At 61.5% G+C, this 26,084-nt stretch carries 24 protein-coding genes and 1 pseudogene; 9 read left to right on the forward strand and 16 right to left on the reverse strand.

What is annotated here, in order from left to right; genetic code table 11:
• Positions 1-89: 89 nt before the first annotated feature.
• From M0D69_RS35925 to M0D69_RS35935, 3 genes are read right to left on the reverse strand one after another with little or no spacing between them, the layout of a single operon-like run.
• Positions 90-1,475: a DUF6513 domain-containing protein gene (locus tag M0D69_RS35925; RefSeq protein WP_301786580.1), complete on the reverse strand. Its 1,386-nt coding sequence runs from the start codon at positions 1,473-1,475 to the stop codon at positions 90-92.
• Positions 1,454-2,083, reverse strand: a complete 630-nt coding sequence (locus M0D69_RS35930; RefSeq protein ID WP_301786581.1) for a flavoprotein — start codon at positions 2,081-2,083, stop codon at positions 1,454-1,456. Before M0D69_RS35930 ends, M0D69_RS35925 begins: the two co-directional genes overlap by 22 nt.
• Positions 2,080-4,158 carry a sigma-54-dependent Fis family transcriptional regulator gene (locus M0D69_RS35935; RefSeq protein WP_301786582.1) on the reverse strand — a complete coding sequence of 693 codons (2,079 nt, stop codon included), beginning with the start codon at positions 4,156-4,158 and terminating at the stop codon, positions 2,080-2,082. Before M0D69_RS35935 ends, M0D69_RS35930 begins: the two co-directional genes overlap by 4 nt.
• A gap of 410 nt (positions 4,159-4,568) precedes the next feature.
• On the opposite strand from M0D69_RS35935, the gene M0D69_RS35940 reads away from it, so the two are divergent.
• Positions 4,569-5,102, forward strand: coding sequence for a dihydroneopterin aldolase (locus tag M0D69_RS35940; protein ID WP_301786583.1), 534 nt, complete (start codon positions 4,569-4,571; stop codon positions 5,100-5,102).
• A gap of 87 nt (positions 5,103-5,189) precedes the next feature.
• Here the strand turns inward: M0D69_RS35940 and M0D69_RS35945 are convergent, their stop codons facing one another.
• The 9 genes from M0D69_RS35945 to M0D69_RS35985 form a co-directional block, all read right to left on the reverse strand.
• Positions 5,190-5,612 (reverse strand): hypothetical protein, encoded by a 423-nt coding sequence (locus M0D69_RS35945; RefSeq protein WP_301786584.1) that lies wholly within the window; start codon positions 5,610-5,612, stop codon positions 5,190-5,192.
• Between the two features lie 149 nt (positions 5,613-5,761).
• Positions 5,762-6,271: a formaldehyde-activating enzyme gene (gene fae, locus M0D69_RS35950; RefSeq protein ID WP_301786585.1), complete on the reverse strand. Its 510-nt coding sequence runs from the start codon at positions 6,269-6,271 to the stop codon at positions 5,762-5,764.
• A 159-nt stretch (positions 6,272-6,430) separates the two neighbouring features.
• Entirely contained in the window at positions 6,431-7,321 is an 891-nt protein-coding gene (locus tag M0D69_RS35955; RefSeq protein WP_301786586.1) for a triphosphoribosyl-dephospho-CoA synthase, read from the reverse strand.
• Positions 7,305-8,285 carry a RimK family alpha-L-glutamate ligase gene (locus M0D69_RS35960; RefSeq protein ID WP_301786587.1) on the reverse strand — a complete coding sequence of 327 codons (981 nt, stop codon included), beginning with the start codon at positions 8,283-8,285 and terminating at the stop codon, positions 7,305-7,307. Before M0D69_RS35960 ends, M0D69_RS35955 begins: the two co-directional genes overlap by 17 nt.
• Positions 8,282-9,310, reverse strand: coding sequence for a methenyltetrahydromethanopterin cyclohydrolase (gene mch / locus M0D69_RS35965; RefSeq protein WP_301786588.1), 1,029 nt, complete (start codon positions 9,308-9,310; stop codon positions 8,282-8,284). The genes M0D69_RS35960 and mch overlap by 4 nt, the downstream gene beginning before the upstream one ends.
• Entirely contained in the window at positions 9,285-10,487 is a 1,203-nt protein-coding gene (locus M0D69_RS35970) for an ATP-grasp domain-containing protein (RefSeq protein WP_301786589.1), read from the reverse strand. Before M0D69_RS35970 ends, mch begins: the two co-directional genes overlap by 26 nt.
• Before the next feature lie 14 nt (positions 10,488-10,501).
• Positions 10,502-11,428, reverse strand: a complete 927-nt coding sequence (locus M0D69_RS35975) for an NAD(P)-dependent methylenetetrahydromethanopterin dehydrogenase (protein ID WP_301786590.1) — start codon at positions 11,426-11,428, stop codon at positions 10,502-10,504.
• Between the two features lie 69 nt (positions 11,429-11,497).
• Positions 11,498-12,559 (reverse strand): beta-ribofuranosylaminobenzene 5'-phosphate synthase family protein, encoded by a 1,062-nt coding sequence (locus M0D69_RS35980; RefSeq protein ID WP_301786591.1) that lies wholly within the window; start codon positions 12,557-12,559, stop codon positions 11,498-11,500.
• A gap of 114 nt (positions 12,560-12,673) precedes the next feature.
• Positions 12,674-13,066, reverse strand: a complete 393-nt coding sequence (locus M0D69_RS35985; RefSeq protein ID WP_122180021.1) for a 4a-hydroxytetrahydrobiopterin dehydratase — start codon at positions 13,064-13,066, stop codon at positions 12,674-12,676.
• A 444-nt stretch (positions 13,067-13,510) separates the two neighbouring features.
• Between M0D69_RS35985 and M0D69_RS35990 the strand changes: the two genes are divergently transcribed.
• The 6 genes and pseudogenes from M0D69_RS35990 to M0D69_RS43930 form a co-directional block, all read left to right on the forward strand.
• The gene (locus tag M0D69_RS35990; protein ID WP_301786592.1) at positions 13,511-15,319 is read left to right on the forward strand and encodes a methanol/ethanol family PQQ-dependent dehydrogenase; all 1,809 of its coding nucleotides are present in this window, start codon (positions 13,511-13,513) and stop codon (positions 15,317-15,319) included.
• A 190-nt stretch (positions 15,320-15,509) separates the two neighbouring features.
• Positions 15,510-15,923, forward strand: a complete 414-nt coding sequence (locus tag M0D69_RS35995; RefSeq protein ID WP_301786593.1) for a c-type cytochrome — start codon at positions 15,510-15,512, stop codon at positions 15,921-15,923.
• Positions 15,924-16,045: 122 nt separating this feature from the next.
• A complete protein-coding gene (locus M0D69_RS36000) occupies positions 16,046-16,891 on the forward strand; it encodes a substrate-binding domain-containing protein (protein ID WP_301786606.1) in 846 nt (281 codons plus the stop codon).
• Positions 16,892-16,926: 35 nt separating this feature from the next.
• Positions 16,927-17,706: a hypothetical protein gene (locus M0D69_RS36005; RefSeq protein WP_301786607.1), complete on the forward strand. Its 780-nt coding sequence runs from the start codon at positions 16,927-16,929 to the stop codon at positions 17,704-17,706.
• 184 nt (positions 17,707-17,890) lie between these two features.
• Positions 17,891-18,865 (forward strand): LysR family transcriptional regulator, encoded by a 975-nt coding sequence (locus M0D69_RS36010; protein ID WP_301786594.1) that lies wholly within the window; start codon positions 17,891-17,893, stop codon positions 18,863-18,865.
• A 28-nt stretch (positions 18,866-18,893) separates the two neighbouring features.
• Positions 18,894-19,040 (forward strand): annotated as a pseudogene (locus M0D69_RS43930) (divalent metal cation transporter); the annotation flags it as partial.
• Positions 19,041-19,338: 298 nt separating this feature from the next.
• On the opposite strand, the gene M0D69_RS36020 reads toward M0D69_RS43930, so the two are convergent.
• Together M0D69_RS36020 and M0D69_RS36025 are read right to left on the reverse strand one after the other, a co-directional pair.
• Positions 19,339-20,484, reverse strand: a complete 1,146-nt coding sequence (locus M0D69_RS36020) for an alpha-hydroxy acid oxidase (RefSeq protein WP_301786595.1) — start codon at positions 20,482-20,484, stop codon at positions 19,339-19,341.
• A gap of 55 nt (positions 20,485-20,539) precedes the next feature.
• Positions 20,540-21,907: a leucine-rich repeat-containing protein kinase family protein gene (locus M0D69_RS36025; protein WP_301786608.1), complete on the reverse strand. Its 1,368-nt coding sequence runs from the start codon at positions 21,905-21,907 to the stop codon at positions 20,540-20,542.
• Positions 21,908-22,143: 236 nt separating this feature from the next.
• On the opposite strand from M0D69_RS36025, the gene M0D69_RS36030 reads away from it, so the two are divergent.
• Together M0D69_RS36030 and M0D69_RS36035 are read left to right on the forward strand one after the other, a co-directional pair.
• Positions 22,144-22,791, forward strand: a complete 648-nt coding sequence (locus M0D69_RS36030) for a TetR/AcrR family transcriptional regulator (RefSeq protein ID WP_301786596.1) — start codon at positions 22,144-22,146, stop codon at positions 22,789-22,791.
• Between the two features lie 86 nt (positions 22,792-22,877).
• Positions 22,878-24,299, forward strand: a complete 1,422-nt coding sequence (locus M0D69_RS36035; RefSeq protein ID WP_301786597.1) for a coniferyl aldehyde dehydrogenase — start codon at positions 22,878-22,880, stop codon at positions 24,297-24,299.
• A gap of 65 nt (positions 24,300-24,364) precedes the next feature.
• On the opposite strand, the gene M0D69_RS36040 is transcribed toward M0D69_RS36035, so the two are convergent.
• A complete protein-coding gene (locus tag M0D69_RS36040; protein WP_301786598.1) occupies positions 24,365-25,018 on the reverse strand; it encodes a TetR/AcrR family transcriptional regulator in 654 nt (217 codons plus the stop codon).
• 99 nt (positions 25,019-25,117) lie between these two features.
• Positions 25,118-26,065: an alpha/beta fold hydrolase gene (locus M0D69_RS36045; RefSeq protein ID WP_301786609.1), complete on the reverse strand. Its 948-nt coding sequence runs from the start codon at positions 26,063-26,065 to the stop codon at positions 25,118-25,120.
• Positions 26,066-26,084: the final 19 nt, after the last annotated feature.

Below are 26,084 nucleotides of genomic sequence, written 5' to 3' on the forward strand. Positions count from 1 at the left end.
AATAGAATAACTAACTTAAACCGACCGCTAACCTGAGCAGCAGCAACCCGGCATCAACCCCGATCGAGTGCGAACGAAAACCCCGTCCACTAACGCTTCCGAGTACTCCCCGGCGCCGCCCAGCTATCAAGATCCAGAGTGGATCTTTCCACCTCCACCTGACATCCCCAGTCTAGCGGCTGATCCTGATCGAAACGTTTACCTAACTTCCACGCAATCTCTGCCCGAGCCAACTGCACGCCCATATAAAACGCGTGCCCTCCATCGGCCTCCAGTCCAAGCCCCGGATAAAGCGCAAACGGATCGCCATCCACGGCATGCCCATCGCGGTTATAGACATGAATGCCATCGGCCGCCACTTGAACCCGGAAATTCGGATCGCGCACTGCCTCCGCAAACAACGCGATCTCCGCCGCGTCATACGGAAAAGGCCGCTTCGCATGCAGCGCCGATAAATCGCTGCAAATCCCCTTCGGCAAAACCTGCGCCTCACGCGCCACATGCATGATCCGCCGCGCGACATCCGCCTCCTTAACCGCGCGCCGCGCATGCAAACTCACCGATGTGGTCAACACCGCGCTAGCCCGCAACTCCGCCGCCATCCCAAGCAACACCGCATTGATCCCGCTCGTATCGGCTTCGGTCAACTCGGTCACATTGCCAATGCCCATCATGATCCCGATCTCCGGATAACGCGCGCGCAACCCGACATAACGCGCAATCGATGCGGCCAGTCCAAACGGAATGGGATCAAGAATAGGATCCGCGAGAAACGGCCGGTCGCGAGCCAGAAGCGCATCAATCGCAGCATCGAGCGACGCCGGATCGCCCGGTTCCCGTGCAACCAGAATTGGAACGGAAGGCACCTCATCGGCAATCCATAAGGTATCCAGATTAAGACTCATCAGGTAATCCGCACCCGCCCGGCCACCACGCACGAGTTCTTCCGAACGCATGGAATCCACACTCACGCGATACCCACGCTCCTTGAGCACACGCACCGCATCTTCCAAATGCGGAAAAGGTGTCTCAGGCAGGCAACCGATATCGATCACATCGGCGCCCTGATCTGTGTACAAACCGGCCCGCTCCACAATACCGTCAAGATCGAGCCGCGGCGCATCGACGATCTCCGCGAAAATCTCCGTCTCGTAACGCGACAGATCGAAGTGGCGTGCCTCACGTCCAAAGAACTGCGGCAGGTCCTTGACCTCTTCCGGACCCCGCTCGACGGGCACGCCGAAATGCCCGCTCAACGCATCGAGATCGCCCCGGCATCGCCCAGGCACGATCATCCGCGTGGCAGCAAGCGGCACGGCCACGCGCCGGCGGATCATGTCGGCCGTCATCAACGCCGCTACCTGTAGCCCGATCTCGCGGACTTCCCAGGTGAACGGCGTCGGCGCCATGCTTTCAAGCACCCGATGCAAGCTGCGTTCGGCAAGCCTGCCAGTCAGGAAGACGATGTGGTCCATGCGAGCCCGAGCGTCAACAGCCGTTGATCGAGCGCCGCTTTCAACTCATCGAGCGAGCGCGCCACCGTCGTGTATTCGATCAGCGCCAGTTGCTCCACATGCCGGAGTTCGACGCTGCGCGGACGCACCTCGACCCATTCATGCGGGCTCTGGGTGATCACGCTCGGCGCCGTGTCACATGCGAAAACAATGCCCGGTATGCATTGCTTGCCAGCCTGCGCGAACAGGTTGGTCGGCAGCGTGTCGGAAATCCCCAGAACACACTTGGCAACGGTGTTGCTCGTCGCGGGCGCGATCACGACCGTATGATATTTGCCCTCATAAAGCATGCCGACCGGTACGCCGCTTGCACTGTTGTCGCGCAACACCCGAAAATGCTCGCGCAGTTTCGGCAACGGCCAACCATAAAGCGGCAGCACTTCCTCTCCCGCCGCCGACAGAAACAAGTCCACGCCCGGCAGCTTGCGCGCAAGTTCGATGGATTCCTCGATCATGTGGCCCGACCCGGTCACGCACCACGCAAAACCCGCATCGGGCTTGAACTGGTCAAGCCTGCGAGCGGGCGAGGGTGAAGCCGAAGACGAACCGGAACCCGAAGGCACGCTCATGAGTCCGTCGGCGCAGGGGATCCATCATGCGATAGCCGGATATGCAGGCGGTGCATCTTCCGGTACAGGGTGTTGCGGCTGATGCCGAGCCCTTTTGCCACGCTGCTGACGTTCCAGCGATGCTCATCGAGCAACTCGAGCACGGTCTCGCGCTCCTTGACCTGGATTGCGTTGAGCTCGGAGGTATCGGCGGCGTCGGCTGAATGAGTGAAGTTGCCGATTGCAGGCGTGCTACCCGTGGCCATCCCCAGCCGCGCGGCGGACGTTGCGCCCGCGTACTGCACGATCTCGACCGGCAGATGCGAACAGTCGATCTCCGAACCATCGCACAACGCTATCGCCATTTGCAGCACATGGCGTAACTGGCGGATGTTGCCCGGCCATGCGTAGTTCAACAGCGCATGCCGCGCTTCGGCGCTAAGCGTCGGCGCATCGTCCGATTCGCTGGCAAGCAGATGATGAATCAACGCAAGTGCATCGGCTCGTTCACGCAACGGCGGCAGGTTGATCTCTATACCGTTGAGCCGGTAATACAAATCTTCGCGGAATACGCCGGTCTGCACGAGTTCGAGCAGGTTGCGATGGCTCGCGCTGATCAACTGGAAGTCCACCTTCACCGTGGTTTCCGCGCCGAGCGGCGTGACCTCGTGTTCCTCTATTACGCGCAGAAGCCTGGCTTGCAAGGCCATCGGCATGTCGCCGATTTCATCGAGAAACAGCGTTCCCCCGTTTGCCTGCACGATCTTGCCGCGCCGCCCCTCGCGTTGCGCACCGGTGAACGCGCCGGCGCGATACCCGAACAACTCGCTCTCAATCAGGTTCTCCGGCAGCGACGCGCAATTCACCGCAACAAAGCTGCCGGCATTGTTCGGGCTGATGCTATGAAGCGCATTCGCAAACACTTCCTTGCCGGTGCCGGTCTGTCCACGCAGGATGATCGGGATCTTGCGCTGGATCACGCGCACTGCAAGCTGGATCTGCGACGCCATGCGCGGATCGCCGAATTCCAGGTGCGAGAGTTTCTCCAGCCGCCCGGCCTGGCCCGTTGTGTCTCGTGCTGCCCGCACCGGCCGCGCACGCGTGGCGGTAGTGGACAACGCGCGGCTCGCCGGGTCGTTCATGAAGATGCGGGACACGCTGGTTGCCGCATCGCGCGGTGTCTGGGCAATCAGGAAGAAGCGGTTGTTCGCGTTCGCGCTATAGACGGTCACCGGGTGGAACGAGCCGCGGATGCTGCGCGCAATCATGTCTTCGAGCGACACGTTGAACGCTTCCTCGATCCGCTTGCCGCACAACTCGGCATACGAGCGGAAGTCGAGCTGGAACAGTGCACTGCGGCTCGCAGCGAGCACGACACCGTCGTCGCTCACGGCAAGCTTGCCGGCATGCAGCGTGCCGACAAACTCGGGACGGCTATGGAAATGGATCATGTTCGCATGCCGATAACGCGCGTCGATCAAGCGGTTCTCGATCATTTGCCTCGACATGCCGACCAGCACGAGCGAGTGTTGTTGCAGCAGCTTGGAACGGCTGGTGACGTCGAGCACGCCGGCCACTTCGCCGCGATCGTTGAAGATGGGCGCGGCCGAACAGGTGAGCGACGTATAGCGGGGATAAAAATGCTCATGCTGATAAACCGCAATGCATTCGCGCTCGGCGAGGCAGGTTCCCATGCCATTGGTGCCGGCTTCGCGTTCACTCCATAACGCGCCCACGCGCAGGCCATCGGCTGCTATCGCTTCACCGAACGGTACGGAGGCAACCTGATGCACGATCACGCCGTCCGCATCGACGAGCACGACCGCCAGTTCGGGATCGGCGAGTTGCTGGTAGAGCGTGGTCATCTCCAGCTTCGAGCACGCGATGAGATCGCTGGCGGCTTCGCGCCGCGCTGTGAGTTCCTGCTGCGTCAGCACCGGCGGCATGACAAAACGCGCCGGGTCGAGCCTGAACTCCTTCAGGCAACGCGTCCACGACTGAGCGACTGAATCGCTGGTGGGACGCGTCGGCAACTGGTTATTGACGATATTCAGTACTTCCCGGACGTGAACGTTACTCTCAGCAAGCGACGACATGGGGCTTGTCTCCGGGGCGTCCGGTCGTGCCTGCGAGAGTTCGCAGGCTACTCCGGCGCCGTATCTATGGTATTCCCCCGCGCTGCATGTTTCTCTGCACGCATGCGCACGAAGCGGGTACATCTCAGCGTTTAATAAAAAAACCCAGCGTTCGCAAAACTTTACATCTGATGACGCCCGGGTTCAATAAGTAGTCGCGTTAGTGTTAGCAAGTGCGCCCGTTTTTTGCTTGGCATTTAGCGGAACTGTACATGCGTACGCATTAGCACGCACGTCAGGCAGTCAGAGCGCGTTGGAGCCGTTACGCGTCGCAGAATGCTTACATGTTGTATCGATTCCGCGACACACACCGGTTCGACCATTCATTTATTACCCGAACTTTTCCGGCATCCCGGCAACGGAGACCATTCATGGAGCTTTTCGATGCGGTTCGAAACATGCGCATTTCCCCGGGCGCGCCGCAGGGCGCACAGGCCGATGCGATCACGCCCCGGCCTGCCGTCGATTCCGCGCCGCCAGCCGTGAGCGATGTGCCCATGGACGTGGTCTATATCAAGGGTTTCACCGGGCAAACAGTGATAGGCATTGATGTGAGCGAACTGCGGGACCCGCAACCCGTGCGCATCAATCTCACGATCGGCGTGCCGTCGATCCGGGCCTGCGAGACGGATCGCATTGAGGATACGGTGAATTATGCGGCGGTTCACGACGCGCTGCATGGACTGCTGGCTACGCATGGCGTGCAGTTGCTCGAACGGCTGGCCGAGAAAATTGCTCAGCTGCTGATCGCGGATTTCGGGGCGCATTGGGTGCGGGTATCGGTTGCGAAACCGGGCAAGTTCGACGACGTGGAATCGGTCGGAGTTTTGATTGAACGCAGGAAGCCGGCTCGCGAACAGTATGCGACGTGCGCGTTCCTCGGAGAAGGATTGATCCCGAACTAATAGAAAATAGTAAGCACGCTTAGCAGCCCTTCGCCTAGCAAGGGCTGTTCCCGCTCCCGTGAGCCTCAATTCAGTTTCAACTCGGCTTTACTTACCCGCCGACGCGGACTTCGTCACACCACACGCGCGAAATGCCTCGGTTTGAATCGAGCGAAAGTTCTTTGTTTGGGCCTTGGCACGATCCACGCGAAACTCATTGCCGCCTTCGCCGCCGAGCGTCGAATATTTGGAGAAGGTCATTTGCTCGACGTAGTCGTCGTAGGGAAGAACCGCCGCAATATGGTCGATCGCGCACGAACACTTGTACACGTTGGCGAAGTCGTGGCCATTGTCATCCATGCACCCCAGCACGTATTCAACGCGGCCCTGGGTCGGGTAATCGTTGCCTTGCGCCGGATTGCCAGCGGCGGCCGCCGGAACGGGAGCGGTAGCCGGGTCCGCCGCTAACACCAGCGACGGAGCAAGCACGAGGCAGGCAATCAGCAGCCGCGTGCGACATCGGGAAGTCATGCCAGAGCCTCTGCAAAAACGTTATTCATCGGTTGAATGGAGGGCGGGCCGCATGTTTCGGGTGAAGGGTGCGGCCTCGTCCGGATCTGCTCGTTGCTTGAGTTGCTCGTGCTCGTCGATAACACTGCGTCGTAAAACCGCGCCGCGTTTCAGTTCGGTGCAAACGGATGCGCGACCGTCGCTTTCTTCGCGACCACTTCCGCAGCGCTCGGCTCGCCAGCAACGGCACGCTGGATCGCTTCGCGGGTTGCCTTGTAGTTGTACTCCTGGATCTTCTTGTCGTCGTTGGCTTCCCAGTGAATGAACACACCTACGCAAACGAAAACGTCGTCGGCTTCGTCCTTCGGGATGGTGCCGTCTTCCACACTGTCCGCCACTGCGAGCGCGACGGCATGCTGTGCGGGACCGAACATCTGGACGGCCTGCTTTGCGCCCTTGATGGTGACCTTGTTGAACATCACCGTATTCGGACGGGTGATCAGATTAGGCGCGACAACCGCCAGCAGCGATGTAAAGCCATCCTTGTTATTGGTCAGGGCGTTGCAGAACGCGGTTTCGACTGCAGAACCGCGCGGTCCAATCAGCAAGTCGATATGAGCGACTTCGTTACCGTCGCCAACTAGCGACTCGCCTACCATGACGCGGTTGATCTTGGCCATGCTGTTCCTCCAGTGATTGGATATTGAATGTGCCCGCTTGCGGTCAGTTCGCGAATGGCGCGGGTGGGCGCCGCCCGGAACTGTGTGAGAACCATGGCTGTTCCTATCATGTTCCGTGCCAATTGGAGCCCTTCACCGGGTCTTCCCGGGGCTACGCGCTCAGATGCGGTCCAGGACTCCCGCGACGAACAACGTCGCGACCGTGAGATCCGCGCTCGTGCCGGGGTTGATGGCCTGCGCCTTGAGCTCGGCGTCCCATGCGCCGAGGGTGAGCAATTCGTCGGCGAGGGTGTCGCGGGCCAGTGCGCGGTGCATCGCTTCATACTGGCTGCGTGCCTCGCGCGTGACACTCTGCGCCACCGGCAGACCGTGCTTGCGCACAATGTGTGAATCGGGCCAGCCGCTCAGGAAGGCGAGGAACACGTCGAGCGTGACAACCGTGGCGGGTTGGGATTGTCCCGATTGTTGAGCGTGGCGCGCGGTGTCGAGGCCGGTTTCGAATACATCGTGAAATCCATTCGCATACTGGCGCGCGATGCTGTCGCGGTCGGCCGCCAGCGACATCGCGGTGCGAAGATCGACGGTGGGTAACTCGTGAACCGATTGTTCGGGCGCGTCGCCCAGGCCACCGGGGTTGGCGAGCGCGATTGCGCGGTAGGCGGCGCGGGCATCGTCCAGATCGAGCGTTGCGAGCACCCGTTCCGTTGCAGTGCGCCATGCCACGTCGTCTGCGGGGCTGTCGGCGAGCAAGTCGAGTGCGGCTGCAAGTGGCGCTACGAGCAACACGATGCCGAGGTTCGTATTGCAGCCGGCCACGTCGCGTGTGCGGCTGACCGCATCGAGAATGCGCGCGCCGACCGTTGCGCCATGGGTGAACAATGCGCTTGCAGCGGCGTCAGCGCTCGCGATGAACTGCGCGGCCGTCATGCCGTGCCCCGCGCTGTCGACGCTGACGTTGCCGGGTTTCATGGTCTCTACATCGAGCCGGCAAGCACGCAAAAACGCTGCTCGTGCCCTCGCGGGCGAGGACGGGTCATGTGGTGAGTCCATCGCCGGTCTTCAGAGGCACAGGGACGTGCGCAGCAAGCTTGCGGTCCAGCAGATCGTCTACCAGTGCGGCAGCTATGTTCAGATCCGTCACCGATTGCAATCCGCGCCACGCTGCCACGCCGTTGACTTCGAGCACGAGAGGGCGCGCGTCACCGCCACCGTTCGATGCGTGCGGAGAAGGAATCAGATCGACGCCCGCGTAGTCGAGTCCGAGTGCGCGGCTCGCTTGCACAGCGGTATGTGCGAGTACGGGGTCGAGTTGCGCGGGTTCGCATTGAGCGCCTTGCGCGAAGTTATGAATCCAGCCCTTGCCGCCTACGCGCCGCATGGCGGCCACCGCGCGGCCGCCAATCACCAGGACACGCCAGTCGAAGCCCGGGCGCTCTCCCTCCACATAACGCTGTAAATAAGCCACTTGCCCCGATGTCCGCAACGACGGCAACGGCGCCAGCGAGCCATCGCGACGACTTGTGCCAAGCCGTCGCAAGCCCTTGCCCTGCGAGCCGAACAGCGGCTTCAGCACGACTCGCCGGTTCGCGGCCACCTCGCGCATCAACACCCGCTGCGCGAAGGCTGCCGATTCACCCGCCCAGGTCGCGGGCGTCGGCACGCCATGCAGGTTGAGCAGGAAACTGGTCATCGATTTATCGACGCTGCGCTCGATCGCGCGTGCGTCGTTGTAGACCGGCACGCCGCATTCGCGCAGCGCGTGCAAAATGCCGAGCCGCAACGTGACCTGCTCGAACGTACCGCCCGCTATGCCGCGCACGAATACCGCATCGGGCAATGCATGGCCGAAGCCGGGTATTGCCAGGCCGTGCGGGGCCCAGGTTGTATCGATACGGCATTCCGCCAGATCCACGCAGCGCGCGTCCACGTCACGCGCGCGTAACGCTTTTTTCAGGCGCCCGGTGTGCCAGCCGGTTTCGTCGGTCATGATGGCGACGCGCAACCTGGTGCTCATGGCTGCGCCGCTCCGCCCGAAGATACCGGTAACGCGCCGCTCCATTGCGCGTCGAGCAGCGCCATGTCGATCTTGCCGCCGTGATAGGTCGCGCCGCTTTCGAGGCTGCTGACCCACACCTCGGCGGGCGCGAACAGCGCAGGGTCGATCTGGTAGAAATCGTAGTTGAACGACGTGAAGATATCGGCGAAAGGGCGCCCGTAATCGCGGGCATTCGACGACGGCAATTCCGCTGCGAGCCGTCGCGCGACGGCATCGCTTTTCACGGTCAGATGCACGCGGCCGCCGTAGAGAATGGCGTCGTTGGTGCGGCCCATCGCCTGGATCGCGTCGGGCGCGGGCGGGGGCAACGGGGCCGAACCGCTGCCTTCAATGATCTCGCCAAGGTCCACGCCGAGCACATGCGTCTTGTGCAGTGCAACTTCCACCACGCGCGCCACGACCTGCACCGTTCCCGCGACAGAGTGTGTCGGCGTGACCACCAACGTGAGTTTGTCGGGCGCTAGCGCGCAGTCGCGCAGGATCTTGTCGATGATGAATGGCGGCGGCAAGCGGTCCACTTCGAGCACGAGCGCGCCGCGATCGTGGCGGTCGCGGTAGCCGAGTTCATCGAAGAGTGTTTCCTTCGCGGCCAATGCGCGCGCCGGGCCTGAACCGAGCGAAAAGAACTTCTTGCCGCCCGTTTGTTCCTTGGTCGCCGACAGGCTCCATCCCGCGTATTGGCTTCCAAGGCAAGCGAGCACGGGCGTTGATGTATGGACCTCGATCATGCTTGGCCAGAGCGGATTTTCCTCGAGGCTCATGCGCACCGCAACACGTCCGAGCCCACCCATGCACAGCCGCGCGATCAGCACGCCGGCTTCGATACCGCCCATCGCTTCAACGCCCGCATCGGCAATCACGGTACCGTCGGGCGTGTGCGAAATGGCAATGCGCAACCGCGCGGCATTCTCGACGAGCCGGGTGGCGAGCTGCTCGCTCAGCGCGTTGACGCTGAGCTCAGACGGAGGAAGAGATGACGGCATCAGTGTCCTCATGACAGGTTTCGATGCGATGCAGAACGAGCGCTTCCCGGCGTTCGAGTTCGTCCCGGACAGCGAACGTGGAGGGCTGTGCTACGACCAGTGTGCATACCGGCTCGCCTGCGCCGATTCGCGTGCCGCGCTGGGGTATGTCGTGGCACGCAGGGTCGCTGAAACAGGTGTTGCTGAAGGGGCCGGAGACGACAAAACCACGTGGCGCGAACAGCACGCGCTGGCCGGCTTTTAATCGCGTGGCGGGACGTGAGGGAGGAGGCAAGCGGCCGTTGAGACACGCATCGAGATGGCAAGCGATCAGACTACGCGGCCATGCTTCGGGCGAGGCGGTTTCGTAGAGCGTCATTGTCGATGAAGGGCGTGCGTTGATTTCGAGCACCTCGAAGGTATCGCCGTCCAGCAGGAAATCAATGCTGTTCAGCCCCACGAGTTCCGTGTTCGCCACGATGGCCCCGATCGCCTCAGTAATGTCAGTCATGACTTGCGGCGGCAGGTCAACAGGCCCGATCGATCCGGTATGCAGGAACGGCCGGCTGCCCACCGCCATGCTGAGCTGCTCCGCAAAACCGATCACCGATGCCTTTCCGCGCGCACCGACAAACAACGCCGACATCGAACGCCCGGCGGCGAGGCGCTGGAAATAGCCATCGGCGGCATCATGATTCGTCTTCGAATCCAGCGCGTCGATATGCGTCCCGCCGCAGCCATCGGCGCGTTTGAAGAGCCAGCCGGATGCATCGGTGGGAAGGGTGAATGACACGTCGGGATGCGCAATGCCCAAGCGATCCAGCAGCGCGAAAAACCGTTGCGGCTCGCGCACGGCTGCCGTTGCCTCAGCACTGTTCCCTATAAAACGCGGCAGTCGCGGTGCACTGCACAATTCCCGCACGAGCGGTTCGACCCCGCTGCCTGCTACGAAGCCGAGCATGCGTGGCAATCGCGCCGTGCGCTCGAGCGCATCGAAGAGACGCTGACGGTCGATCGACAACCCCTCGCCGCCGATATCGAACCACAGCGGCGAGTATTGACGTGTATCGCGGTCGCCGAAGATATCCAGCGCGACCACGTTCAACCCCGCCCGCCGCGCGGACTGCGCAAGCATCCGCGCCGACAACCCAATGGCTGCAATGTACGGAGCCTGCAAGGAACGGATGCTGGGAGTCATGTGAAAACGCTGCATCAGCCAAGGCCGCCGACGATCGCGCGGGCTTCGTCGAAGGCTTCGGGAAAGCCGAGATAGACCGGCTTGCCGCCGGTCCGCATGCGCACGAACAGGCGATGCTCGACCTGGTATTTGACGTTGCCGATCGCGAGCGCGCCGATCCCGAGTGCGTCCTGGCGTACCGCACCGGCAAGCGGTTTGCCATCGTCCATGACATGCACGCCCGCAATGCCTTCGGGCGGTACGGCATTCACATCGGCGGCGATCAGCAAGTGCTTCGCATGCGCGAGATCGGCGGCGTTCATGACCTGCACGCCCGCCACCGCGGTCGCCAATACGATCTCGGCGGTGGCCAGCGCCTTGTGCAATTCACCGGGCGTGTGGACCGAAACGCCGGTGGTCGCGATGTCGAAGCGCCGGTTGACTTCATCGCTCACCTGGGTCGCGCGGCCAATGTCGGTATGGCTCGCTATCAGGACTTGCGCGCCGAGCGATGCAACCATTGCCGCGGCCACGCGTCCCACTGCGCCGGTGCCGCCGAGAATCAGCACCCGCTTGCCGCCGAGTTCCGCGCCATGCTCCGTTTTCAGATGGCGTTCGACGAGCGCCACAAGTGCGGCAGCGGTCGTGTACGAGCCGCTTGGATCGGCGAATACGGATACCTCGAAGGGCGGCACCATCGCCTGGCGCGCTGTGTCGAGCATGTCGGCGGCAAGCATCACGTCGCGCCCGCCGATGAAGATGCCCGTGCGCGACACGCCCTTCGGCCTGCGCGAAAAAATCGCGTCCTGAGTCAGCGTCACGACGTGCTCCGCGCCGACATTGCAATACGGGACGATGACCTGATAACCGGCATCGGCGGCCATGTTGACGTCGAAGGGACTCATCTGCGGCGTGGCCGTCAACATGTGCAGGATGTACGGCCTTTCTGTGGCTTCGGGCATGGCGATGGACTCGTTTCAGGTGTTCAGGTTGACGGCGGGCCGGGACCCAATGAGCTGGACGGGCGGCGCCTATGGGCAATCGCTGTTGCAGCGCTGCAAGCCGACGGCATGGATGGCCGCGCCGCGATTGATCCCCGCGGCCACCGAGCACACGATGCCCGGGGTGCCGCGCGTGGCGTCCCTGGCGGCGGCGAGCGCGCGTTCGGCATCCTGGATGCCGCGCAGGAACGCGAAGCCCGTCGGTCCCCACGATGTCTGGCCGATCCCGGCGCGATGCTGCGTGGCTGCGGCAGCGGCGTCGAGTGCGGCCGCGACCGCGGGACTCGAGAACACCCCGCCTTGAACGGGTGCGAAGTATTCGCCGATGGTCTGCTGCAATTCGCCGATGCCTTTGGCGAAGGCATCGAAATCATGTTCCGCGATTCCCGGCAGCACGAGCATCAGAACGAGATGGCACAGGTGTGCGGCAAGCGTCTGCGGAAATGGAGCGAGGGTGGCGAGCGCGCGGCGTTCTTCATCGCCGTGCAGGCCTTCGCGGCGGGTGTCGTCGACGAGCAGGATGCGCCATGCCTCGGGAAACGGCTGGCGTGTCAGGATTGATGGAATACGGGGTTGGTTGCCGGCACCATTCGATCCCGAGCCGCCGCGACCGCTGTCCACGATCAACCCGCCATGATCGAAACCGAGCAAACCAATGCCCGAGCGCGCGCCGCGTCCCAGCAGCCGCGCGAGATCGGCGGTGGGCGGCGAGCGTCCGAGCAAGCTTACAAACGCCGTGCCAACCGCCAGCGCGAGCTGTGTGCCCGAACCGAGCCCCGCATGCGCGCGAGGTGCCTGCTGGACCTCGATCACAACGGGCGGCCCACCGTAAGCGCCATGCAACACGTCGAGATACTGGGCGATGCGCGCACGTTGAGCCTCGGTGTGTGCGCCGAGTATTTGCGTTTCATCGGCGCGTTGCGCGGTGATCCGCGTGCCGAAGGTGTCTATCGTCAATCCGACGCTTCCGAACGCGCGCCCCAGCGACGCGCTCGGGTCCAGGAAGCCCAGATGCAGACGCGCGGGGGCATCGACTGTCACGGCTGAAAGCGGCGACAGGCTGTCCGGTTGGTTATCCAGGCGAAGCTGCATCGCGAGTGTCCCTGGGTTCGATGTCGTGGTCAAAGCCGTGGCGGTGAAGCGGGGCGCGTGGCCTTCGAGGCAAGAGCCGTACCAACGGATGCAACGCTTACAACGCGGCTGCGCTCAAGCCTTCGGTGCGTCGTACTTGATATAGCGGAAACGCTGGTCGTCGCCGGGGGTGCCCTCCAGCGGTCCGCCTTCGAGGCCGGGTTGCCACTGGATCACTTCCTCCATCTTGGTCGCGAGCGCGAAATCCTTGTCAGTGATGCCCTTGGCCGAATGCGTTTTAAGCTTCACGACCACGAACGCATACGACACCGTCAGGTCCGGGTGATGCCACGCCGCTTCCGCAAGGTGCCCGACGGTGTTCACCACCATCAGCGTGCCTTTCCACCCTTCCGTCTTGTACTTGCGGCGCAGCCAGCCGTCCTCCATGTACCAATGCTGGAGCGCTCCGGTGAGGCGCTGCTGGATCTCCTCGTCGGAGTAAACCCTTTCGGGTTGTTTGCTGGTCATGGCGATGCCTCCCTACGCTCGTGCGAGCGAACCTCAACCTATAACGCTTTGCAAACACCGCGCCAGCCAGCGCGCCGGCAAGCCCGGCGGACGAAGAATGCCCGTGAGCCGCGTGCATGCTGCAGCGCATCGCCTGCGCGCGATACGCCCTGCGTTTCAGATAACTGGCTGTATCGCGGATTTGACACAGTATGTGTCGTAATCCGAATGAAGCGTCTCACCCTCGCACCATCGTGGCGCTGTCGAGCCCCGTTCCATTGGCCCCGCCACGCTGTAAGCCAGCGTCAGGCCTTCCGGCATGGAATATGCAATTCGTCTTCGCAAACAGAAGCCCGGCATCGACCGGGCGAAGCTTAGCTCGCTGCCCGCACCGGTGAAGGCGCGCCCGGGGCATGGGTGGTGGGGTCATCCCTGAGTCGGACGGCAACACATTCTGGAGGAGACATGAAATTACGCACCCTGGTTCTCGGACTGGCGGTGGTTGCGGTAACGGCCCTTAACTCTTTTGTGGCACAGGCCGATTCGCAGCTCGACGCCTTGATCAAGAACTCATCGAACTGGGCCGCTCAAGCTGGTGATTATTCCAATCACCGCTATAGCCCGCTCAAGCAGATCAACGAAAGCAATGTGGCAAAGCTGCAAGTAGCCTGGACCATGTCGACCGGCGTGCTGCGCGGTCACGAGGGATCGCCGCTCGTTATCGGCGACACGATGTATATCCATTCACCATTCCCCAACAAGGTGATTGCGATCAGCCTGAAGGACCAGACGTTCCTCTGGCAATACGAACCGAAGCAGGACGCGCAGGTGGTGTCGGTGATGTGTTGCGACACGGTCAACCGTGGGCTTGCCTACGGTGACGGCAAGATTTTCCTCCAGCAAGCCGACACGAAGCTCGTCGCGCTGGACGCAAAGAGTGGCGAAGTGAAATGGACCGCTCAAAACGGTAACCCGAAAGCTGGGGAAACCAACACCAATGCGCCGCACGTTTTCGGCGACAAGGTGCTGACGGGCATTTCCGGCGGCGAGTTCGGTGTGCGCGGGCGGCTCATTGCCTACGACATCAAGACTGGCAAGGAGGTCTGGAAGGCATACAGCACGGGTCCCGACAACGAGATGCTGCTGGACCCCGACAAAACCATGACCTACGCCGACGGCAAGATGACGCCGGTGGGCGCGGACTCGTCGATCAAGAGCTGGAAGGGCGACCAGTGGAAGTCCGGAGGCGGCACGACCTGGGGCTGGTATGCCTGGGATCCGAAGCTGAACCTGGTCTACTACGGCACCGGCAATCCAGGCACCTGGAACCCGACGCAACGTCCCGGCGACAACAAATGGTCGATGTCCATCTTCGCCCGCGACCTCAACACGGGCATGGCGAAATGGGTCTATCAGATGACGCCGCACGACGAATGGGACTATGACGGCGTGAACGAAATGATTCTTGCCGACCTGCCCATGAATGGCAAGAAGGTACCGGCAATCGTCCACTTCGACCGTAACGGCTTCAGCTATACGCTCAATCGCGAAACAGGACAGTTGCTGGTTGCCGACAAGTACGACCCGGCGGTGAACTGGGCTGACCATGTGGACCTGAAGAGCGGCTTGCCGATTCGCAACGCGGCTTATTCGACGCAGGCGGCAGGTCCCGACCATAACGTTAAGGGCATTTGCCCGGCAGCGTTGGGTTCGAAAGACCAGCAACCGGCTGCCTACGATCCGAAGAGCAATCTGTTCCTCGTCCCGACCAACCACGTGTGCATGGACTACGAGCCGTTCGAGGTCGAGTACGTGTCCGGCCAGCCTTACGTGGGCGCAACGTTGTCGATGTACCCGGGCCCGAACGAAAAGGGCGCGATGGGTAACTTCATTGCCTGGGATGCCAGCAAGGGCAAGATCGCATGGTCCAAGCCGGAGAAGTTCTCGGTGTGGTCCGGCGCGCTGGCGACGGCGGGTGGAGTCGCTTTCTACGGCACGCTCGAAGGCTACCTCAAGGCCGTGCGTATCTCGGATGGCAAGGAGTTGTGGAAGTTCAAGACGCCGTCCGGAATCATCGGCAATGTGTTCACGTATGAGTATCAAGGCAAGCAATTCGTGGGTGTCTATTCGGGCATCGGCGGATGGGCGGGTATCGGCATGGCGGCAGGCCTCGAAAAGTCCACGGAAGGACTGGGCGCGGTCGGCGGTTATCGCGAACTCGCAAAGTACACGGCTCTTGGCGGCACGCTGTTCGTGTTTGCCATTCCGAGCTGACAGAGGCGGAAGAGGCGGATTCATCCGCCTTTTCCAGTCATCATAGGAACCGAAGACACGTACCGGCCGGCCTTGCCTGATAGAGGCGGCCGGGCGTGCCCCCCGAGACCATTCACCCACTCGTTCCAACCCTGCACCGGCGCCAAGAGACGCACGGTGCAACACGCTCTAACTGAAGGAGAGATGCGCAATGAAAGGCCGAACACTCTTGCCGCTGGCGATAGCCCTGGTCACGTTACCGGTTTCATACGCCCAGACCGATCCGGCGCAGATGAAGCCGGTCTCTTATCAGGTTGTCGACGGCAACAAGGTCGATAACAACACCCTGCAAGGCTGGCGAACCTGGCGTGCGCTTGCTTGCGAGCGCTGCCACGGCGCGCAGCAGCAAGGCATGGTAGGGCCGTCGCTGATCGATGCATTCAAGACCATCGATCCCAACGAGTTTCATCGCACCGTGTTTGGCGGACGCCTTGACAAGGGTATGCCCGACTTCAGTTCCAGTGCCATGATGCAGAAGAATTGGCAGAACCTGTTTACATATCTGAAGGGCCGTTCCGACGGCAAGATCAAGCCGGGCGACCTGCAGGCGATCGATGCCAAATAAGACCACGCTGCTGGACCGTTCGCTGACGTTGGCGCTTGCATCACGCTTTACCGGAGGGTCTGATGTCTGAAGCTTATTCAAGGCTCGGCGCATTTGCACGCAAAGCGGTCGCGGTGGCCTGCATGGCGCTCGGGTTCAATGCCGCCCATGCCGACGGTCCGGCGCTACCGCACAACGACGGAGCCGACGGCGTGCTGCGCGTATGCGCCGACCCTAACAACATGCCGCTTTCCAACGACAAGGGCGAGGGTTTCGAAAACAAGATCGCGGCCCAGATGGCGAGCGATTTCGGCTACAAGATCGAATACACCTATTTTCCGCAGCGCATGGGTTTCATCCGGCACACGCTTCGCGAGAAGATACCCAATACGGAAGACTACAAGTGTGACCTCGTGATCGGCGTGCCCAAGGGTTACGACATGACGGCGACCACTCGGCCGTGGCTGCACTCTACCTACGCGATGGTGTTTCCCAACCGGCCAGAATTCGCATCGATCAGTACACCGTCTGATCTCCTCAAGCTGCCGCCCGATCAGTTGCGCAAACTCCGTCTCGGGATCTTTTCGAATACGCCCGCGGTCGACTGGCTGCTTGGAAACAACCTGATCGAGCAGGCGGTGTCGTATAAGGTGCAAAGCGGAGACCCTGCGGAATTCCCGGGCGAAATGATCCAGCGCGACATGTCGGCGGGCAATGTGGACGTCGTGTTCTTGTGGGGGCCGATAGCAGGTTATTTTGCCCGGCAAGCCGGCGACAAGGTCAAGCTGGTCGCCTTCCCGCCAACGCCGGGGCTACGCTTCGATTTTGAAATCTCGATGGGCGTGCGTTACGGCGAAGGTCCGTGGAAGACGAAGATCGACCAGTGGATCGGTGCGAACCAGGGCAAGATCGACAAGATACTCACGAGCTATGAGGTCCCGTTGCTTGCTATCAGCGAGACCGCCCCTGCACAGGCCAACGCGAAATGAGCGCGTGGACGACAGGGCTGTGGTGGACGGGTCGGATGGCGGCTGCGGCCGGTATCTTGTTCGCCGGAAGCCACGTGTATGCCGCGGACGCTTCGAGCGCGGCGAGTGCTACGAGTGCTACGAGTGCTACGAGTGCTACGAGTGCTACGAGTGCTACGAGTTCCGAGATCGCGCCTGCTGAGCGGCTCCTTTTCATGTCGACACATCTGAAGGGCGTTCAACCGCAAACCGAACTGGATTACGCGCTCGACCGCTCGGGGCCGCCCGCGAACGAGAAGGATACCGTCAAGGTGCTCGTGCTCAGCGCCGACAATGCCAACGGCGACGCGCTAGTGAGCGACCACGGCGGCAAGGTCGAGGTGCCCGGCGAAGGCTTGCCCTGCAATCCGGTGATCCTGTATTTCCTCGAGCATGACATCGCGGAGATGGAGCAACTGACGGGCGGACAGCGCCGCTATTTCCAGCGGCGCGTGCGTCTGGCGCTCGCGGCCAGCCCGGCGATCACGTCGGTGATCCGCGACGCGCAGGGTAAGAAGGTCAAGGCGAAGCAGATCGTGATCCAGCCGTATCTGGATGATCCGAACAGCGCGCGTTTTTCTCAGTACACCGGCAAACGCTATACCTTTGTCATGTCGGAGGCGGTGCCGGGTCAGGTGCTGCTCATTCGCACGGAGGTGCCGGGTGCGAACAACGATTTCGCACATCCGGTACAGAGTGAAACGCTGAGTTATCAGGGTGCGTTGCGCAGCCTGTCACCGCTGCCCGGCAAGAAGGCGCCGGACAAGGATGTGAATGCACCACGTGCGAGCCGCTAACGCAGCATGACGAGCGGGCGCGAGCAGGGAGGAGGTGGCCGCGGCGATGGTCTATTCAGCGGGTGCCTTCGATGCATTCGGGCAGCAGCCGACAAGTCCCGGGTAAGCCTTGAGCTGCCTCGCTGCCAGGCGGGTTTGCTCGTCGGGTATTTAAGCAAGCTGTTTTGCAGGATGGCCGCTCATTGTGAACTTCATTCGCTCGCTGACCTTGCGGCAGTTGCAGATCTTCGTGATCGCCTGCCGGTATCCGAGCTTTGCGCGTGCGGCCGAGGAACTGCACCTGACCCAGCCGGCAATCTCCATGCAGATCCGTCAACTGGAGGAAGCTGTCGGGCTGCCGCTGTTTGAGCGCGTCGCGCGCAAACTCACCTTGACTGAGGCCGGCGAGAGACTGTCGCATCATGCGAGCCGGATTCTCGGGGAAATCAAGGACGCCGAAGACGCCATGACATCGCTTTCGCTTGCCGACAGCGGTTCCATCGCGGTAAGTATTGTCAGTTCTGCCACCTATTTTGCTCCGAAGCTGCTTGCCGCTTATTCGCGGCAGTATCCTCGCGTCGACGTGCGTTTTTCGGTAGGAAACCGCGAGACCTTGCTACGCCAGCTACAGGACAACGCGACCGATCTCGCCATCATGGGCCGGCCGCCGCCCGAGCTGGGGACGACGGCGGAGCCGCTGGCATATCACCCGCATGTGTTGATTGGACCAGTCGATCATCCGCTGCGGGATGCGCGCCGGTTCGACCTTCAGGAGCTGGCCGGCGATACGTTCCTGCTACGCGAACCAGGGTCGGGAACGCGCGCGGTGTCCGAGCAAATGTTCAAGCAACACCTGTTCATGCCGGCGCGCAGCGTGACGTTGGGCAGTAACGAATCGATCAAGCAGGCCGTGATGGCCGGCATGGGCGTGAGCCTGATCTCGCTGCATACGCTCGCGCTCGAGTTGCGTTCGCACGAGCTTGTATTACTCGATGTCAATGGCACGCCAGTCGAGCGTACGTGGCAGATCGTTCACCTGCGCTCTAAGCGATTGTCGCCGACCTGTATCGCGTTCCGGCGCTTCTTGCTTGAACAGGCTGCGCCGTTTCTCGAGCGAGAGTACGCGGGGTTCGCGTTGCAGAAACGTGAGCCTGCCGCGGAAAAGCAGCTGGCAAAATAATCGTCCGCCGCCGGCTGTCCTGTGTCTTTTGAGTCTGTTGCTCGTAATCGCCATTGTCGGCACCGCCGTCGCGCCGTGGCAATGGGTTTTCCAGCAAAGCTATGTAATCGACAAGCCGATTACGCCGCGTTTCATAAAATACGAGAAAGCCGATTTATGGATCGGTATCATCTTCGAAGCGTGCAATCAGTCGAATGCAATAGCCGAGGAAGGATCGCCGATGAATCAAAATCAGCTTCGCCGCACAGTAAGCCTGGCGCGCCGCTTGATAGGGCTGGTCGTTCTTCTGCTATTCGCCTTTCTCAATCCAGCTCCGCGGCCGTTCGCTCCGAACCTGATTCACGTATCCGCTCGGTCAGGCATCACCATTGAAAAACACCCGACCATCCCCGGCCATTGCCGAGTGGTTGGAAAGTATTGCCTCGGCCAATTCCTGGGCGGTGCATAGCAGGCATTGAGGGTCTTCCTCGTTTTCAGAAAGTCCCAGGCAACAGGATCTGATCGGTCACGCGGCGGATATCGGTGTGCCCGCAAAAGGCCATCGTGGTGTCGAGTTCCTTGTGGATGATCTGCAGGCACCGCTCGACACCCGCCTCGCCCATCGCTCCTAGCCCGTACAGGAAACTTCGGCCGATCAGCGTTCCCTTCGCGCCGAGCGCGACAGCCTTCAGCACGTCCTGTCCGCTGCGGATGCCGCCATCCACCCACACTTCGATCCTATCCCCTACCTCGCGTGCAATCTCGGGAAGCGCCGAGATGGACGACGGTGCACCGTCGAGTTGGCGGCCACCGTGGTTGGAGACGATCATCGCGTCGGCGCCGCTGTTGGCGGCAAGGCGTGCGTCTTCCAGATCCATGATTCCCTTCAGGATGAGCTTGCCGCCCCACAGCTTCTTGACCCACTCGACATCGGCCCAGCTCAAGGCCGGATCGAATTGCTCGGCGGTCCATGAGCTCAGGGACGACAGGTCGCCCACGCCCTTTGCATGACCGACGATGTTGCCGAAAGTACGCCGCTGCGTGCCCAGCATGCCGCGGCACCAGCGTGGTTTGGTCGCGAGGTTCATGAGGTTCGGGAGCGTCAGTTTCGGCGGCGCCGATAGCCCGTTCTTGATGTCCTTGTGGCGCTGACCGAGGATCTGCAGGTCGAGCGTAAGCATCAGGGCGCTGCAGTTCGCCGCCCGGGCGCGCTCGATCAGCCGCACGATGAAATCGCGGTCGCGCATCATGTAGAGCTGGAACCAGAAGGGTTTGGTCGTGTGTGCCGCCACGTCCTCGATCGAGCAGATGCTCATGGTGGACAAGGTGAACGGGACGCCGAACTTCTCCGCCGCGCGCGCCGCGAGGATCTCGCCGTCGGCATGTTGCATGCCGGTCAATCCCGTAGGTGCAAGCGCTACCGGCATGGCGATGTCATGACCCACCATCTCCGTGCGCGTGCTGCGGCCAGCCATGTTGACCGCTACGCGCTGGCGCAGCTTGATGCGCTGGAAGTCGCTTTCATTGGCCCGGTAGGTACTCTCGGTCCACGAGCCGCTATCGGCGTAATCGTAGAACATGCGCGGCACACGCCGCTGTGCGAGCACACGCAAATCCTCGATGCAGGTAATGACTGGCACGATTTCTCTCGGTACGGGAACGGGAGGACGAGTATACGTTTTAAAGCGGCCAAATCTAAGCCGAACTTTCCCCATCCCACCGCGAACCTCGCAGCGCCGACAAGGTATCCACGATCTCCCCGAACAGGGGCCTGCGGTCAGCTTGTTCGCTCAGGCAGCTATTTTTCAGGCTCACAAGCGTCGCCATGCTGCTTTGCTCCGACCTCTGCAGATCGCATCGCTCGATCAATTCTTCAAGCAGGCAACCAAAGGCTCTTACTTCCAGGCGCTGGAGTGCAGGGCCAAGCGCTTGATCGTCGGGAGCATAGAACGATGCCGCGCCGAAATCTCCCATTAGCGCCCGACCCTGGCCGCAATGCAGGATGTTATGGGCATACAGGTCGCCATGCATGATGCCTTGCTCGTGCAAATGCCAGGCGGCTGACGCGATCCCATGTGCAACGCTCAACGCGGAAGTCAGGTCGAAGCGGATATCGACGTCGTAGATATCACGCGTACAGGACTCCATGCTGGGCGGGCCGGCCAGATTCCTGAGCTGCGGATCGATGAGTTCCATCACAAGACCATTGACGCCCGTTGGATGATTCTTCACCTTGCCGAGCACCGGAATCAGATTCGGATGCTCGCCAGCCGCGATGCAAGCTGCCATCTCGCAGTGCGGCAAACCATCGCTGGTCACCGCGCCCTTGAACAATTTGACCGCGACGGGCCGGGAGTCGTCGCCTGTCGTTCGATGTGTCCGATGTTCTGCACGATGGATCACGCCGGAGGCGCCTTCGCCCAATCGATGCTGCAGATCCAGCGCGCGCCATTGAATTTCGGTGACGGGCGTGTCCGTCAGTGCCCTGGCTTCCAGCTTGTCACTGAACGGATTGCCGGCGTATGCCAGCCACGACAGCCGGGGTAAAGAGGCTAACCAGACCGGTAGTTCGGTAAGCTGATTAGCCGCGAGTCTTATCAATTCGAGGCAAGAGCAGTTGGCTAATTCCACTGGTAGCGCGCGTAACTGGTTGCCGGCGAGCATCAGCTTCTGTAGTCGAGTGCAGTTGCCGATCTCTGGTGGCAGGGCTTCAACTTGATTGTCGGTCAGGATCAGCCAACGCAACCTGGGCGGCAACGACCTGCCGGACACCTTGCGTATGCGGTTTGCCTTGAAGCCCGCCATGCTCAATTGCGGGCACTTTCCGAGGATTTCCGGCAGCTCGGTGAACTGGTTGTCGGAGCAGAAGATGGTGTGCAGCTTGTTGAGCCTCGGTAGATCATCGGGCAGCGACGAAAGCGCATTGCCGGACAGGTCGAGTATTTCCAGCGTGTCGGACAGATCGAAAATCTCGCGTGGAAATTCGGTCAGGCCGCAGGCCAGTTTCAGTCGCTGGATCCCGGTTAGCTGTCCGGCACGTAGTTGGTCGAGTGTGGTTGTCACAGTAGCGAGGAGATATCCAGGATGGGCGGCAGGTTGGCTTTGCTCGTGCGGGATCGATTTTACTGAGTATTGGCGAGCTGCATGTCCCGTCGCTTGAAAATGCCTTGAAGTTTGCTCCCGCGGAACGGGCTGCACGTGGCGCGCAGCGTTGGAGCATATGCCAAGCGCGGTCCGCGACTGACGTAGACTCTTATTCTTCCACGACCCAATAATGTCCTGCTTCATAAAACTCAACCATGGCAACCGACGTGAAAACCAGCCTGACCTTGCCCGATGCCGCACACGTGCCCCGCGGCCGCCTGAGCGGCGCAGAGCGGCGTGGACGCTTTCTCGACATGGCGGCGGAGATCATCGTCGAAAACGGTGTGTCAGCGGTGACGATGGAGTCTGTCGCGGCCCGCTCCAACGTCGACAAGCGGCTCGGCTATCGATATTTCACGAACCGCGACGATCTCATAGGCGCGCTCGTCGAACGTGAATTCGCTGTCATGAGGCAACGCGTCCATGAAGAGCTGCCCGTGATCACGAGCTTTGAAGAACGATTGCGGGTCAATACGCGGTTATGGCTCGCGACAATCGCCGAGCGGGGCCCGCTATTGCGACGCCTGCTTTATGGCGAGGGCCCGCTGGAACACTACGCGAGCAAGATCCTTAGCATCGCGGTCGCCGATTGGTCAGCCATGATCTGCGCCGAGACCGGTCTGGACGCAGCGGTCGCCGAGATCGTGACGCGCATGCTGCTTGCAGCCCTGTCCGGCGCGGTCGACGTCATGCAGATGGGCCTCAGACCCCTGGATGAAGTCGCCGATCTCTATTCCACGATCGCCCTGGCCGGCATGCAAGCGGTCGCTCAACGGGATGGCGAAGCCCGCCGTCGCGGATAGAGCGGACTGTCGCCAGCCGCGTGTTGCCACTGCCTTATCATATGGAAGCCGGTAAGCTAGCGTCATCCCGACACAGGAGACAGACCATGCAGGTCAGCCCGCCTTCGTTTCTGGAACAACGCTTCGAGGCACAACGCCAGGCGTTCGCGGCGGAATCGAATCCACCCGCGCAGGTTCGTATCGACCGGTTGAACCGGCTGCTTGCGTTGACGGAGAATCATGAAAGCGACTTCGTGCGTGCAATCGATACCGACTTCAGCGGCCGATCCGCTCACGAAACGCGGCTCGCCGAATTGTTTATCGTGCGTGCTGGAATCCGGCACGCACGTGAGCATCTGAAGCACTGGATGAGTCCGCAGCGAATTGCGACCGGCCTGCACTTCCGCCCCGGCTATAACCGTCTGTTGCGGCAGCCGCTTGGCGTGGTCGGCATCGTATCGCCTTGGAACTACGCGATTCAACTATCGATGGGGCCAGCGCTCGCGGCCCTCGCCGCTGGCAACCGGGTTCTTCTCAAGCCGTCGGAACTGACTCCCCACTTCTCCGAGCTGCTGGACCGCCTGGTTCGCGCTTCCTTCGCACCGGATGAACTGAGCGTCGTGAACGGCGGCATGGAGGTAGGCCAGGCTTTTGTCCGTCTGCCGTTCGATCACCTGTTTTTTACCGGATCGACCCAGGTCGGTCGACAGGTCGCGCTGGTTGCTGCCGCGAACCTTACGCCGGTCACGCTGGAGCTCGGCGGGAAATCGCCGGCGATCCTCGATGCCTCTTGCGATATCGCTGCCGCAGTGGCGAGCATTGCCTATGGCAAGTTCCTGAACGCCGGACAGACCTGCATTGCGCCGGATTACCTTCTTGTGCCAACGGGTCTGGCGGACATCGTCGCAGACCGTCTCAAGGCGGCTGTCACGCGCCTGTATCCCACGCTGATTTCCAACCCCGACTACACGGCCATTATCAGCACGAGGCATCGGGAGCGGCTGACTGCGATGGTGCAGGAAGCGCGGGACGGCGGTGCGCGCATTATTGAAATCAATCCCGCTGCGGAGCGCTTCGACGAGCGCACACGCAAGTTTCCGCCTACGCTGGTGATCGGTGCGGCCGCGAACACGCGCCTGATGCGTGAGGAAGTCTTTGGGCCGCTGCTGCCCATTGTCGAATACGACGGGCTCGACCAGGCGATTGCCATGGTGAACCAGGGCGACAGACCACTTGCTCTGTACTGGTTCGGCCGCAGCGTCGCCAATCGCGACCGGGTGTTGCGCGAAACGATTTCCGGTGGCGTCACGGTCAACGACTGCCTCTGGCATCTGGCGCAGGAAGAGCAGCCCTTCGGCGGCGTCGGCCCGAGCGGCACTGGCGCTTACCACGGCGAATGGGGCTTTCGCACATTCAGTAAGGAGAAACCGGTTTTCTACCAGGCTCGCCTGAATGGCGCCCGTTTTTTTTATCCCCCTTACGGCAAGACCTTCGAGCTGATGTTGCGGCTACTCAAACGCATTACGTGAACAAAACGCCGGCGGCGCGAGGCTGTGCCGAATACATGACAGAAGACCAGGGGTCTGACAACTCATCACGGACCCGCGAGAGGAACTGGCGAGGCGCGCTCAATGACCTGCATGCCGCGCCCGAACACCACCCGCGAGAAGAAGTGCGCCAGCACGGATTCCGCCAGTTCCGCCGGCACGTCCTGTGGATTGATCGTATAGAAGAAGCGCACGCCGTCGCACAACGCCATTAACCCGAGCGCAAGTGTCTCGGCGGGCAACGACACACCGGTGCGCACCGAACACTCGCGAATGTACGCAGTCAACTGCTCAAGCTTGTCACGCAGGAAGGCGGCGAAGATGACACGGAACTTGGCATCGCGCGCCGCGAGCAACTGCGCCTCGACCCATAGCAGGAAGTTCTTATTGTTGCGGTATAGATGGCTGTAGAAGAGCAGAGCCCGGTCTTCGATATCTTCGGGCGTCGCGCCTTCCTCCATGATGCCATGCAGGCCCGCCTGCATGGCTTTGTGATCGCGCTTGAGAAGTTCAAGGAGCAGTTCCTGCTTGCTGCGGAAGTTCGAATAGAACGCGCCGCGGCTATAACCCGCGGCCTCCGCGATTTCTTCCACACTCCCCGCGACAAACCCCTTCTGTATGAAAATGATCTGCGCAGCATCGAGCAGTCGCTGGCGCGTCTGCTCGCGGGCTTGCTCGCGAGTGAGTCGTTCGGGTTTCATGTCTTCATCCGCAAGCTCAACGTGGGTGTAGCGATCGTGTTACTTCGACCGCGCGTTGAACGGAGGAAGCGATGCACGTGCGCCGCCGCCGAACCGTGGCTACAGGGAAGGTGTCGTAATCGGTCCGGCTGCAATTGCCTGGAGCCATTCCATTGTCAAGGCAGGGGCTGTTACCGGCAACATATGTCCGCCATCCACCAATCGCAACGTAGTGTGATCCAGCTTTCGCTTGAGCGCCTCGCCATGATGCCGCCAATCCAGAATTCTGTCTTCCCGGCCGTAGAGCACGTCAACGGGCAGGCGAAGGGCTGCATACCGGTTTTCCATTGCCGGAAGTTCGTCCTGGATCGCCATCATGTCCGATGACGCCGCGTAGAAACTGCGGGGTCTCAAGCCGAGCAAGCCGCCCCCTTTCATTGCGAAATCCCTGGGGACCGCATCGGGACCGAACACGGTCGCAAGGATGGCCCGACTCCCCTTGATACCGAGCGGAGTGGCCAGCGTGACCGATACCACGCGCCGGACCAGCGGGGACCGGATCAGCAATCCGCTAAAAGCCCGGCCCGGATCGGCCATGTGAGTGAGCGGCGCAATCAACGCCAGCCGGCTGACGCTTCGTGGATGATTCAGGCCGACCGCCAGCGCGATAGCGCCGCCAAGGGAATGTCCGACCAGCACTGGCTTGTTCAGTCCCATCGCATCGATAAACATCGCCACGGTTCGCGCCTGCGCCGAGATGCTGGGCGACGAGTGCGCGCCTCGCGTTGAATGTCCCGAACCTGGCCGGTCGATGAGGATCACCCGATGAGACCGCGCGAGATCCTGCATGTGCAGATACGCAAAGTTGCGCATCTGTCCGCCCAACCCGTGAACGAAGACAATGGGTGGTCCATTGCCGTATTCGACATAGTGAATACGGTCGGCACCAATGTCGATGAACCGGCCTTGCGGAGGCAGCGCCTGATCGACACGGCGGGCAACGTGCAGCGAAAAAACGACGAGCCCGGCAATCGCGATGACGCAAACGGCGATGATGGACAGGGTAATGATTGTCACGTACTCACCT

Origin of the sequence: Caballeronia sp. SEWSISQ10-4 2, assembly GCF_030464885.1 — a bacterium.
Taxonomy (GTDB): Bacteria; Pseudomonadota; Gammaproteobacteria; order Burkholderiales; family Burkholderiaceae; genus Caballeronia.